11 protein-coding genes are annotated in these 12,092 nt (G+C 58.0%); 5 read left to right on the top strand and 6 right to left on the bottom strand.

Features of this window, described 5'->3' with window-relative positions; all coding sequences use genetic code 11:
- Window positions 1–22 precede the first annotated feature (22 nt).
- Genes C2U30_RS14485 through fhuB form a run of 3 tightly spaced genes read left to right on the top strand, consistent with a single transcriptional unit; the run spans window position 23 to window position 3,700 of the window.
- Complete coding sequence (locus tag C2U30_RS14485) at window positions 23–787, top strand: ATP-binding cassette domain-containing protein (RefSeq protein ID WP_010672275.1); 765 nt, start codon at window positions 23–25, stop codon at window positions 785–787.
- A gap of 31 nt (window positions 788–818) precedes the next feature.
- Window positions 819–1,721 carry an ABC transporter substrate-binding protein gene (locus C2U30_RS14480; RefSeq protein ID WP_103244709.1) on the top strand — a complete coding sequence of 301 codons (903 nt, stop codon included), beginning with the start codon at window positions 819–821 and terminating at the stop codon, window positions 1,719–1,721.
- The gene (fhuB, locus tag C2U30_RS14475) at window positions 1,718–3,700 is read left to right on the top strand and encodes a Fe(3+)-hydroxamate ABC transporter permease FhuB (protein ID WP_103243991.1); all 1,983 of its coding nucleotides are present in this window, start codon (window positions 1,718–1,720) and stop codon (window positions 3,698–3,700) included. Before C2U30_RS14480 ends, fhuB begins: the two co-directional genes overlap by 4 nt.
- Window positions 3,701–4,120: 420 nt before the next feature.
- Here the strand turns inward: fhuB and C2U30_RS14470 are convergent, their stop codons facing one another.
- The 6 genes from C2U30_RS14470 to C2U30_RS14445 form a co-directional block, all read right to left on the bottom strand.
- On the bottom strand, window positions 4,121–5,440 hold the full coding sequence (locus C2U30_RS14470) for a type II toxin-antitoxin system HipA family toxin (protein WP_017410477.1): 1,320 nt from the start codon (window positions 5,438–5,440) through the stop codon (window positions 4,121–4,123).
- Window positions 5,440–5,694 carry a helix-turn-helix domain-containing protein gene (locus tag C2U30_RS14465; protein ID WP_017410478.1) on the bottom strand — a complete coding sequence of 85 codons (255 nt, stop codon included), beginning with the start codon at window positions 5,692–5,694 and terminating at the stop codon, window positions 5,440–5,442. Before C2U30_RS14465 ends, C2U30_RS14470 begins: the two co-directional genes overlap by 1 nt.
- A gap of 170 nt (window positions 5,695–5,864) precedes the next feature.
- Window positions 5,865–6,293, bottom strand: a complete 429-nt coding sequence (gene hepT, locus C2U30_RS14460) for a type VII toxin-antitoxin system HepT family RNase toxin (protein WP_075112289.1) — start codon at window positions 6,291–6,293, stop codon at window positions 5,865–5,867.
- A complete protein-coding gene (gene mntA, locus C2U30_RS14455) occupies window positions 6,286–6,735 on the bottom strand; it encodes a type VII toxin-antitoxin system MntA family adenylyltransferase antitoxin (RefSeq protein ID WP_103243990.1) in 450 nt (149 codons plus the stop codon). The genes hepT and mntA overlap by 8 nt, the downstream gene beginning before the upstream one ends.
- A 433-nt stretch (window positions 6,736–7,168) precedes the next feature.
- Entirely contained in the window at window positions 7,169–7,744 is a 576-nt protein-coding gene (locus C2U30_RS14450; protein ID WP_001173919.1) for a recombinase family protein, read from the bottom strand.
- Window positions 7,745–7,870: 126 nt separating this feature from the next.
- A complete protein-coding gene (locus C2U30_RS14445; RefSeq protein WP_012585400.1) occupies window positions 7,871–8,119 on the bottom strand; it encodes a type II toxin-antitoxin system YafQ family toxin in 249 nt (82 codons plus the stop codon).
- A gap of 132 nt (window positions 8,120–8,251) precedes the next feature.
- Between C2U30_RS14445 and C2U30_RS14440 the strand changes: the two genes are divergently transcribed.
- Window positions 8,252–8,842, top strand: a complete 591-nt coding sequence (locus tag C2U30_RS14440; RefSeq protein ID WP_442752125.1) for a recombinase family protein — start codon at window positions 8,252–8,254, stop codon at window positions 8,840–8,842.
- Between the two features lie 763 nt (window positions 8,843–9,605).
- Window positions 9,606–12,071: an EcoAI/FtnUII family type I restriction enzme subunit R gene (gene hsdR / locus C2U30_RS14435; protein ID WP_103243989.1), complete on the top strand. Its 2,466-nt coding sequence runs from the start codon at window positions 9,606–9,608 to the stop codon at window positions 12,069–12,071.
- Window positions 12,072–12,092: the final 21 nt, after the last annotated feature.

Below are 12,092 nucleotides of genomic sequence, written 5' to 3'. Positions count from 1 at the left end.
CAAGCCAGCACAGGAATTGCTTATGTTCGAGATGAAATCCGCCAGCTTCGCGGTCAATGACCGCACGCTGCTGCACCCCACCAGCCTTCGCTTCGAGCAAGGTCGGGTCTATGGCCTCATCGGCCACAACGGGTCGGGCAAATCGACCCTGATCAAGCTGCTGGCGCGCCAGCAACCCCACAGCGGCGGGGAGATCCTGTTCGATGACCAGCCGTTGTCTGCCTGGGGCAACCGGGAGTTTGCCCGTCAGGTGGCCTATCTGCCCCAGCACCTGCCGAGTGCCGAAAACCTGCTCGGCCGCGAGCTGGTGGAGATGGGGCGCTACCCCTGGCGCGGCCTGCTGGGCCGGATGGGAGCGGAAGATCACCGTCAGGTGGAGCGGGCCATCGCCCTGACCCACACCGAACGCTTTGCCGATCGGCTGGTGGATACCCTCTCCGGCGGTGAGCGGGGACGAGTCTGGCTCGCCATGCTGCTGGCTCAGGAGAGCCGTTTCATCCTGTTGGACGAGCCACTGGCCGCCCTGGACGTGGCCCATCAGGTGGAGGTGCTCACGCTCGTCAAGCAGCTCAGCCGCCAGCTCAACCTCGGGGTCATCATCGTCATTCACGACATCAACATGGCCTCCCGCTTCTGCGATCGGCTGGTGGCGCTGCACTCCGGCCGTCTGCTGACCCATGGCGAGCCCGAACAGATCATGACAGGGGAGACCCTGAACGCCATCTATGGCATCCCCATGGAGGTCATTCGCCATCCGGCCCATGACCACGCCATCGCCATCGTCTGACCGGGGGCCGCTCTTGAACCGTTTATTGAAGATGGCGCCCTGTCTGCTCAGTCTGCTGCTGCCCCTGGCAGGGGAGGCCGGGCAGCTTGTCACCGCCACCGACGCCACCAGCGCCACGCCTCGCATCGCCACAGTGGACTGGACCATAGCCGAGACCCTGCTGGCTCTGGGGGTCACCCCGATGGCGGTGGGGGATGTGGCCCCCTATCGCGCCTGGGTCGGTGAACCCCAGCTTCCTGCCGGGGTGATCGATATCGGGCTGCGTGCCCAGCCCAACCGGGAACTGCTGGCGGAGCTCAAACCGGATCTTATTCTCATCTCGCCGCTGGCGGCCCCCCTGGCGCCGACTCTCTCCCGCATCGCGCCGGTGCACTCCATCGCCCTGTATGAACCGGGCACCGATCTGTGGCTGCGACTGCGGGAAGCGACCCTGACCATAGCCGCCCTGGTCAACAAAGAGACCGAGGCCGAACGCCAGCTCGCCGCGCTGGAGCTGGATCTGGAACAGATGCAGGCGGCGCAGCCCGCCGATCTGCCCCCCTTGCTGGTGGTGCAATTCATCGATGAGCGCCATGTGCGGGTGTTTGGCCGTGGCAGCCTGTTCGAGGCAGTGATGCAGCGCCTCGGCCTTCGCAACGCCTGGCAGGGAGAGACCAATGCCTGGGGATTCTCGGTCGCGAGCCTGGAGCAGTTTCTCGGGATGCCGGAGGCCAGGCTGGTGGTGGTGGACCCCGTGCCCGTAGGAGTTGGTGAAAAACTTCAGGAGCCTGGATTGTGGCAGCATCTCCCGCTGGTACAGAACAATCCGGTGATCCATCTGCCTGCGACATGGAGTTTTGGTGGCATATTGGCGGCCCGCCGCTTCGCCACCCTGCTGGACGGTGCCTTGCGGGAGCAGGCTGTCCACAGAGCAACCGGGGGATCAAATCAATGAGCTCTTCTCTTTCTTCGCCCCTGCTGCGCCCGGGTCTCTGCCTGTTGGTGCTGACACTGGGGCTGGCTTGCGCCGAGCTGGCGCGTCAACTGCCGGGGGCGCTCTGGTGGCAGGCCCTGTTCTCCCCCGAGCTGGACGATGCCCGCCAGGCGGTGGTCCATTTCAGCTGGCTGCCGCGCCTTGCCATCTGCCTGCTGGCCGGTGCCGCCCTCGGGCTCGCCGGTACCCTGATGCAGCAGGTGCTGCGCAATCCCCTGGCCTCGCCCACCACCCTGGGGGTGGCCTCCGGCGCCCAGCTGGCGCTGATGATGGTGACCCTGCTCGCCCCCTCCTGGCTGCTGATCGGGCGGGAGTGGATCGCCATGGCCGGGGGAAGCCTGGCCATGGGGCTGGTCTTCGCCCTGGCTTGGCGCCGTCAGCTCAATCCCGTGGTCATCGTCTTTGCAGGGCTGGTGATTAACCTCTATCTGGCCGCCATCAGCATGGGATTGCTGCTGTTCTTCCAGGAGGAGCTCAAAGGGTTGCTGGTGTGGGGGAGCGGATCTCTGGCCCAGAACAGCTGGAGCGGCGTCGGCTATCTGCTGCCACGGTTGCTGCTGGCCGCGATGCTGGCGGTGGTGCTGGTGCGCCCGCTGGCAGTGCTGGAGCTGGACGATGCCAGCGCTCGCAGCCTGGGGGTCTCTCTCAAGCACCTGAGATTCGCCGGCCTCGGCCTCGCGGTGTTTGTCACCGCCTGCGTGGTGAGCGTGGTGGGGCTGATCGGTTTTATCGGGCTGGCGGCGCCCGCCATGGTGCGGCTGCTGGGGGTCAGAAAACTGGCCCAGCGGCTGCTGTGGGCACCCATCCTCGGCGCCCTGTTGCTGGCGGCCACCGATCTGCTGCTGCAGACCCTGAGCCGGTTCTGGCCTGTGCTGATCCCGACCGGCGCCATGACGGCCCTGTTGGGGGCGCCGCTGCTGCTCTGGCTGATCCCGCGTCTTGGTATCAAGCAGAGTGCGCCTAAGGCGAACTCCTCCCTGCAGTTGGCCCGCCATCCGGCGCCGACTCGCCTTGTTGGCCTGATGGTGTTGGGGCTGGCTGCGGCGGTGATCGCCTCCCTGTTGTTTGGGCAGGGGATGGGCGGCTGGGGTTGGCCGAGCTGGCTGCGGTGGCAGGCCCAACTGGAGTGGCGCTTGCCGCGCACGCTGGCTGCGGGTGCCGCAGGCGTGTTGTTGGCGCTGGCTGGCACCCTGTTGCAGCGAGTCAGCAACAACCCCATGGCGAGCCCCGAGCTGCTGGGGGTGAGCGGTGGCACCTTCATGGGGGTGATTGCGGCGGCCCTGTTGCTGCCCGCCTTGCCGCTGCCCATGATGCTGCTAGGGGGGCTGGTGGGCGCCTTCGCCTGCCTGTTGCTGCTGGTGCTTATCAACCGGCGCAACGGCTTCCAGCCGGAGCGGATACTGCTGTCTGGCATCGCCATCACGGCGCTGTTCGAGCCGTTGCAGGCCATCGCCCTGGCCAACGGCGACCTGCGGGTGCAGCAACTGCTCTCCTGGATGTCCGGCTCCACCTATTACGTCACCCAGCCGGTGGCCCTTGCCCTGGTGGTGTTGGCGCTGCTGATGCTGGCAGCCTGCCTGCTGGCGAGCCGCTGGCTCGACCTCATGCCCATGGGGCCGGCGGTAGCGACGGCTCTGGGGATCCATCTCGGCCGTGCCCAGCTCACCATCCTGCTGCTGGTGGCCGTGCTCACCGCCAGTGCCACCATGGTGATAGGCCCGCTCTCCTTTGCCGGTCTGCTGGCGCCGCACCTAGCCAGATTGATGGGGCTGGTGAGGGCGCGCTGGCACCTGCTCGGCGCCGCAGGCTGTGGCGCTTTGCTGATGGTGTCGGCGGACTGGATCGGCCAGCAGATCCTCTTTCCCCAGGAGGTGCCCGTCGGTCTGGTCTCCACCCTGTTAGGGGGTGCTTACTTCATGTGGTGCCTGCGCCGCCTCTAGGTCGGTGGATGAAAAGCGCACAAAAAAAGCCCGGGATGAACCCGGGCTTTTCATTGCCTGCTCTGCGGACTTACTTGCCGATGCAGAATGTAAATAATCTATTATCTTCAATATGTTAGTGACTTTTCGGGGGCCGTTTGGGGTAAAAGTAACTAAAACAGCATATTGAGAGGCCGCTCACGGGTTTCTGCTATCGTGCAGCGTTCCCACATAGTCCATTCTCAATCGTGCAGCCTCCCCATATGAATCAATGCGAGGCCCCCACATGCAGTCAAAGCCGCCTTTTAGGTGAGTTTTGAGCGTATTTTGAACCGACTATAGCATCGCTTGGTACTTGGAAAGCCGCTTTTACTCTTCGAACCGTGCAAGCTTCCAATAGGTAGTTTGGCTAACCGTGCAATCATCCCACATACCGCCAATTTAATCCCAGCCCTTTATCAGCCTGGCTGAGCGGGCTTTTAGGCCCTCTAGAATGGTGCTGCTGATGGTATCGGGGAAGTCTGCTGGCAATTGCTGGGTAACGAGCTCAATAACATCATCAACGGAGTTGGCCAGTTCTGTCAGGATCTCTTCCATAGCAGAACGCTCAAATCCCACAGTTTTCGCCGTTTGGAAGAAATGACGCGGGAATATCTGCTCAATGGCGTACTTCTTTCCCTTGCTGCTTGCTAGGCCCATAGCGAGCTTGGCGTCCCTTCGGTTGAGGCCTCGGCCGCCAAACACTGGATAGACAGATAGGATGTCGTAAAAAGGGGTCAGGCGAAAACGCCCTTCCGGTTCAATAAAGACCGAGAAATTTTTTGCATGACCATCGGTGGCCGCCAGCAGCCAGAACAGGACCTGAGATTTCATGAACAGGTAGCGATCCTGTTCTGGTGTCGCAGAGCCCAGCAAGGTTTTCATGATGTCAGTGATCCCTGGTCCTCCATGGCTCTCGTATTTCCGTGCTGACGGAACATTCAATACCTGACAGAAATCCTCTTGGGGAAGGCGCATGATCCAACTGCGATCGGCAGCGTAACGTCTGTCGAAGCGTTCCACAGCCAGTGCTTTGACCTGGCCAACCTGCATCATGAAGCAGTGAGGTACGGGTAGACCAAACTCCTTGGCAATCAGAGTGCAGAGATATTCGTTTTCTACGCTCTGGGAGAGGTCTATCGAGTAGGAGTGGCTTTCAATCTTGCCGATAGGGAGTTTGATAATGTGGGTTGTCGGCGTTGCTTTGAGTGGCAAGTACCAACGGCCATCGATATAGAGCAGCGCAGTCTTTTCTTGCGCCCCGGCGATAGAGATCCGGAACTCCTCTTGCTCCCTGACCATCCCCAAAGGGATTCCTGATTTGTAGCTGGTCAGGATCTGCTCGAGCTCGTCATCGGAAAGTGCCTTGTAGTCGATTCGCCTGACATCTGGAACATCGTGCCCTTCGGTAACCAGCTGTAATGCCCCTACGCTATCCTGGCCAATGCAACTGAGCAGATCGAAGGGCTGGGTTGATGCCGCTTGATAGCGTGCTACAACCCTGTTTCTCACCTCCGTATTATCTGGCAGCAGGTTGTCGAAGAAGTTATAGGCTTCATCGCCCCGGTAGGCCTGATGGCGCAATGGCATGGAGAGTGAGATCGGACGACTGCCCGGTTGTGCTAGCCATGACTCATGGTACTGAAACTGATGGGCACCGCTGGTAGTTTTGGTGAATGTGCCTACCCGATAGCCGTTCATGTAGACAGCCAGATTGGCCATTACCACTCCTCCTTCCAGCCCGATGCCGGACTCTCGGATGACTCATTGCGGGGTTTGATATCCACTGACAATTCGAGTGCTGCGAGGATCTTGAACAGGGTTTCCAGCTTGGTGGACTCAGGATTGAGCTCGAAGCTGGAGACTGTGTCTTGCCTAATCCCCACTTTCTCGGCCACTTTGCCTTGAGAGAGCTTTTGAGAAAGCCTGGCATCCTTGATACAGGCGCTCAGCTGCTTGGCGCTGGTTACTTTCATGATTCGACAACCTGGTAGCGTGCCTTCTTCCAATTTACACGCTGTGGCAGGTATATCAATGTTTACCTGTTATAGGAGGTATAATATAACTCACACGCTATAGCCGGTATTAAACATTTATCCCCCATAGCGGGTAAGAGAACGGTAAGCGGAGATATGACGTCGAAGTTTCAATCAATGTGGGCAGCCAACCAGTCGAGACCTTGATCTGCAAACGTGAACAGCTGGTCGCTATAGCCTTGAGCAATGACGCTACGGATGATCTCGGGGTCAATATTCAGATAGTCGTGCACCAGCGCATTGCGAAGGCCAATAATCTTGCGCCAGCCGATTAAGGTGTCGGGGGATAGCTCACCACGCTGGGCCAGGATTTCGAATGCCTGATAGGCATCCTGTGGGGTATGACTTGCCAATGCTTTAGCCCAGTGCTTTGCCACGCCAATACACGCTTCGATAGACACTTGTAGAGTTCGCTCAGCTGCGCGGTACTCCAGATTGGAAAGTGCACGCAGCGCCAGAATAGCCCGTATCTCTGACAACTCGGCCTTATAGCGCGACAGGCTGATGCGTAAAGCTCCTATATAGGCGTTATCACTCATCTTTACTCCACTCCTCAGAATGATGTTTGCTGATATAGGCTTGGCGATGGTGATAACCAAGTTCCATCTGCGACATTATCCGCGCCTCCTCTTGCAAACGCCGCCCCTCATCACGGCTATAGAGAGGACGATTTGCATCTACTACCGCAAAAGCCAACGGAATCGGGGCCTGATTGATATCGACGACCGAAAGTTTCCCCTCTGCCAACCCCATGGCACGTTGCCACTCCAGCGCGAGCAGTTCAGGGCGCAAGCGGTTTTCCAGTGCAGTACCCAGTGGTCCATTCTGTTTGATTGGATCAAAGGCCACCGCCAGATCCCAGTCGCTGGCAGGACCTGCAGTCCCCTTGGCACGGGAGCCGTAAAGCCAAAGCACCTGCACCTGGGGGTTGCTGTTGGCTAGGGTAATCAGCTGGTGAATAACATCGCTGTCGGGTTTCATATTGGTACGGCCATTTGGTCGCTTGAGACAGAGTTCTGGTTAGTATGGTGCCACATGGTTGGGCTTTTGTACGTAACTTCCAGTAGCCTGCCGCGCTGCGCTTGGCTGCTGGCTTGTTCGGTGAGTCGAAAAAATGACTCACCTCAAAGCCCAGCTTCTGTAGATTTCCTCCTTTGGCATCCCATTCAGCAGATCAGGAATGGTGAGCAACGTCGCTTAAATACCCAAATACAACTCAAAAGCGACTTTGTGATGACGGATCACACTTAAAGTTTGTGCTGTCAGATCAAAAGGCTATCGAAAGGTTGTGTTTCGATCGTCATGTGGTGGTTCTAAAAAGGTATACCCCATAAAAACCACTCAATACCCTCTCGAAAACCATATTGAAACCACTTATATTGATGTCGTTTTCAGAAGGCGACTGCACGAAATATCAGGAGTCGGCTGCACTGCCAGAACTGGCCGCCTGCAAGGCAGCGTAGAGAGCGGTTTTTCCTACCTTGAGGCGTGCGGCGGCCTCGCGGACATTCAAGCCGTTGGCGACAAGCTCCCGCGCTCGTTGCAACTTGTCGGCAGTGACAACCGGCTTGCGTCCGCCTTTGCGCCCGCGTGCGGCGGCAGCGGTCAACCCGGCCTTGGTGCGCTCGCGGATCAGGTCGCGCTCGAACTGGCCCAGCGCACCGAACACATGGAAGATGAGCCGTCCGCCCGGCGTGGTGGTGTCGATGTTTTCAGTCAACGAGCGGAAGCCGACGCCCCGTGCTTCCAGCTTGCCGACCGTCTCAATCAGGTGCGGCAGGGAGCGGCCAAGCCGATCCAGCCGCCAGACGACCAGCACATCGCCATCGCGCAGATAAGCCAGCGCATCGGCCAAGCCGGGCCGGTCTGCCTTGGCCCCGGATGCCGTGTCCTCGAAAACCCGTTCGCAGCCTGCATTGCGCAGCGCATCCGTCTGCAAGGCGGTGTCCTGTTCCGCCGTCGATACCCGCGCATAGCCGATGAGTGCCATTTCCGCCCATTTGTCCGTTATACCGTCCGCCTATCTTATTGTCCGTCATCCCGTTGCGCAAGATGTTTTCGGACAGGCGTCCGGTTTGGCCGCCTAATGATCGTTTGGCGGACAAGGCGACTGGCATCAGCCGAACAGCTCGCTATGGGAGCCAAGCCGCGCCAGTCGCAGGGTGTCGGCGTCGGACTTGCGGTAGATCAGCAGCAGGTCGGGCTTGATGTGGCATTCGCGGTAGCCCGCCCAATCGCCGGAAAGATCGTGGTCGCGGTATCGCACATCCAGGGGCTGATCGGTCGCCAGCGCGACCAGAACCGGCTTGAGGTCATCATTCGTGCAGCGGACTCCTGATACTGTTCGTTCAATAGACGACTGCACAACAGCCTTCAAACCGCGTTGTCTGGTGCAGTCGTCTTCTGAAAATGACAATTGAACCAATAATTTGGAACCAGTGTAAACAGACTGATAGGGGGTTCAATGTTCATACGGGCGTATTTACGTGCATCGACAGTGGAACAGGATGCTGAGCGGGCAAGAGAGCTGCTGATTGGCTTTGCTGCGGAGCATGGCCATCAGATTGCCAGTTTCTATGTAGAGAATGAGTCGGGGGCGACGCTGGATAGGCCTGAACTTATGCGGCTGATCCGTGACGCTGCAGATCGTGACATTGTGCTGGTAGAACAGATTGATCGTCTGGCTCGTCTCAATCAGACGGATTGGCAAACATTGAAGCAGTTGCTGGCGCAGAAACAGCTCTCCATCGTTTCTCCGGAGCTTCCGACTTCCTGGGTGGCGTTACAGGGGGACAGCCGCTCCGAGTTCACCAGCGCCATCTTGCAGGCTGTAAATGGCATGCTGCTGGATATGCTCGCAGCCGTCGCTCGCAAGGACTATGAAGATCGCCGTCGCAGGCAGCAGCAGGGTATTGCCAAGGCCAGGGATGAGGGGAAATATCGCGGTCGCCAGAAAGATGAAAAGAAGCGTCAGCACATCGCACAGTTGTTGAGCACCGGACACAGCTACTCGGTGATCCAGGAGATGTTGGGTTGCTCCCGCCATCTGATTTCGTGCGTGGCAAAAGAGGTACGTTCAGCAAAATAGCGGGTCATTTATCCGAAGCACCCATACGACGCTTTTCGATATACAGCCATGCAGCAAAGGCGCCAAAGCCTATCAGGAATGCAAACAAGATGCTCAGGATGACGATGCTGTTCATGGTGATGACCTCGCAATCAGGTGATCGTGTGACAAAAATCCATATCACCATGGACTCTGCTCAGGAAAAAATCAACAACGCACTGAAAGTATTGAAGTTTGTTCACTCATGACAAGCATGATTGCGTGGAATCACGCAGGATGTGGGGCCATGAAATGAGCCTTGTCATCCCCAGCCAGTTCCCGTCCAGTTTCTTTCCACATAACTATCTATCTGGAAAAGTGGTGCGAATTTTCCACATAGTGGAATGCCTGTTCAGAGTTATGTGGAATTCTGCTCGAAGACTTCCTATCTATCTGGAAACTTCGTGCCGTTTTTCTCTCTGGAATATTGGTCATCTTGTTTGAAGGGATGATGGACCTTGGTGTGCTGGAATTGATGGGGGCGGATTCCTATCTATCTGGAATCTTGGCCTTTGCGTTCAGCGAGAGCTAAACCTGCTGACTGGCGATGGGGCTAACTCAAGCTATGCCCTTCAAAAAGCATTCAGCGCAACATGGTGATGCCATTGCCAGACGTTTCCTTGACCAGAAGGCTCGCCATCAAGAGCTGCTCTCCTTGTTGCTTTATGAGTCTGAAATCAACAAAACCCGGCTGATTTTATGAGAGAATCTTGAGCAATATTGTCCCCCGACCGGAAGAGTGCTCATGGCCGAGATCAACAAAGCAACCCTCACCGAAGCCGACATCATCTCCAAATATCTTCTGCCTGCCATCAAGGCGGCAGGGTGGGATGACCTGACCCAGGTCCGCCAAGAGGTGAAGCTGCGAGATGGCAAAGTGGTGGTGCGCGGTCAGATGGCAGCACGCAAGAAGGTCAAATCGGCCGATATCGTGCTCTACCACAAGATGGGCTTGCCACTGGCGGTGATCGAGGCCAAAGCCAACAAGCATGAGATTGGCAAGGGGATGCAGCAAGGGCTCGATTATGCCCGTCTGCTGGATGTGCCGTTCGTATTTGCCAGCAACGGCGATGGCTTCGTATTTCATGACAAGACCAATCCGGCCAAGCTGGAATCCGAAATTGCGCTGGAGGACTTTCCCAGCCCGGGCCAGCTTTGGGACAAACTCTGCACCTGGAAGGGTTACACCCAGGCACAGTTGCCTGTCATCAGTCAGGACTATTACTCGGATGGCAGCGGCAAATCTCCCCGCTATTACCAGCTGCAGGCCATCAACAAGACCGTAGCAGCCATATCGAAAGGTGAGGATCGGGTATTGCTGGTGATGGCCACCGGCACCGGCAAGACCTACACCGCGTTCCAGATCATCTGGCGTTTGTGGAAGGCGGGCGCCAAGAAGCGCATCCTGTTTCTGGCCGACCGCAACATTCTGGTGGATCAGACCAAGATCAATGACTTTCAGCCCTTTGGCCCGGCCATGACCAAGGTCACCGGGCGCACTATCGATCCCGCCTACGAGATCCACCTTGCCCTCTATCAGGCGCTCACCGGGCCGGAAGAGTCACAGAAAGCCTTCAAGCAGGTATCTCCTGACTTCTTCGACCTGATCGTGGTGGATGAGTGCCATCGGGGCAGCGCCGCCGAAGACAGCGCCTGGCGCGAGATCCTCGAATACTTTTCATCGGCCACCCAGATTGGCCTCACCGCTACACCCAAAGAGACGGAAACCGTCTCCAACACCGATTACTTCGGTGACCCTGTCTATACCTACTCATTGAAAGAGGGGATCGAAGATGGTTTTCTTGCCCCCTACAAGGTGGTGCGGGTCGATATCGATGTGGATCTACAGGGGTGGCGTCCCACCAAAGGGCAGCTGGACAAACAGGGTAACCTGATTGAAGACCGCATCTATAACCAGAAGGATTTCGACCGTACCCTGGTGATCGACGAGCGCACCCAGCTGGTGGCCGAGACCATCACTAACTACCTCAAGAAAACCGACCCGATGGCCAAGACCATCGTGTTCTGCAACGACATTGATCATGCCGACCGGATGCGACGGGCGCTGGTCAACCTCAACCCGGAACAGATGGCCAAGGATGAGCGCTATGTGATGAAAATCACCGGCGATGATGACCTTGGCAAGGCCCAGCTCGACAACTTCATCAACCCGAAAAAGCCCTATCCGGTCATTGCTACCACCTCAGAGTTGATGACCACCGGCGTCGATGCCAAGACCTGCAAGCTGGTGGTGCTGGACCAAAACATCCAGTCCATGACCAAGTTCAAGCAGATCATCGGCCGTGGCACCCGTATCGACGACAAGTACGGCAAGCTCTGGTTCACCATTCTCGACTTCAAGAAGGCCACTGAGCTGTTTGCCGATCCTCGTTTCGACGGCGAGCCGGAGCGCGTCATGGTGGTCAAACCGGCAGACATCAACAACCCGGATGAAGGCCTGGGCGATATCATCGACGGCGCCGATCCACTGCCAACCGATGAACCCGGCGATAATGACGATCCGTTTGCCCCTGGGGTCGATGAACAACCCGGCACTTACACAACCGGTAGTGATGGTGGTCAGAGTGGCGTTGGGGGCCAAGGCACAGGCCCGCTGGGTGGCCCCGAGCCCGGGGTCAGCAAGTATTATGTCAACGGCGTGGCGGTCAGCGTCATTGCCGAGCGGGTGCAGTACTACGATGCCGATGGCAAGCTGGTGACCGAATCCTTCAAGGACTACACCAAAAAGACCCTGCTCAAGGAGTTTGCCACCCTCGATGCCTTCACCAAGCGCTGGCAAGCCGCCGAACGCAAGCAAGCCATCATGGATGAGCTAGCACAGGCGGGTGTGCTGTGGGAGGTGCTGCAAGAAGAGGTGGGCAAGGATCTCGACCCGTTCGACCTTATCTGCCATGTGGTATACGATCAGCCGCCACTGACCCGCCGCGAGCGGGCGAACAACGTCAAAAAGCGCAACTACTTCACCAAGTACAACGACACCGCCCAGCAGGTGCTCACCAGTCTGCTCGACAAGTATGCCGATCAGGGCGTGACCGAGATTGAGACCAAGGATGCGCTAAAAGTCGCCCCCTTTACCGAGTTGGGTCGTCCGCTGGAGTTGGCCAAGAAGGGTTTTGGTGGCCCCAAACAGTTCGAGCAGGCCATCACCGAACTGGAACAAGAAATTTACCGTGAGCAGCAGAGCGCCTGACGCCAAGCCTGCAACAGCACC

It is taken from the genome of Aeromonas sp. ASNIH5, from assembly GCF_002902865.1.
Lineage (GTDB): Bacteria > Pseudomonadota > Gammaproteobacteria > Enterobacterales > Aeromonadaceae > Aeromonas > Aeromonas caviae.
Note: the sequence above shows the minus strand (reverse complement) of the source record. Positions and strands in the feature narration are given on the sequence as shown.

Bases quoted from the DNA above. Each gene is read 5' to 3' on its own strand.
- C2U30_RS14450 (WP_001173919.1), bottom strand. From the start codon at position 7,744: ATGGCACTCATCGGCTATGCGCGGGTATCGACGGCGGAACAGGACACC.
- C2U30_RS14485 (WP_010672275.1), top strand. From the start codon at position 23: ATGTTCGAGATGAAATCCGCCAGCTTCGCGGTCAATGACCGCACGCTG.
- hsdR (WP_103243989.1), top strand. From the start codon at position 9,606: ATGGCCGAGATCAACAAAGCAACCCTCACCGAAGCCGACATCATCTCC.
- fhuB (WP_103243991.1), top strand. From the start codon at position 1,718: ATGAGCTCTTCTCTTTCTTCGCCCCTGCTGCGCCCGGGTCTCTGCCTG.
- mntA (WP_103243990.1), bottom strand. From the start codon at position 6,735: ATGAAACCCGACAGCGATGTTATTCACCAGCTGATTACCCTAGCCAAC.
- hepT (WP_075112289.1), bottom strand. From the start codon at position 6,293: ATGAGTGATAACGCCTATATAGGAGCTTTACGCATCAGCCTGTCGCGC.
- C2U30_RS14480 (WP_103244709.1), top strand. From the start codon at position 819: ATGGCGCCCTGTCTGCTCAGTCTGCTGCTGCCCCTGGCAGGGGAGGCC.
- C2U30_RS14465 (WP_017410478.1), bottom strand. From the start codon at position 5,694: ATGAAAGTAACCAGCGCCAAGCAGCTGAGCGCCTGTATCAAGGATGCC.
- C2U30_RS14470 (WP_017410477.1), bottom strand. From the start codon at position 5,440: ATGGCCAATCTGGCTGTCTACATGAACGGCTATCGGGTAGGCACATTC.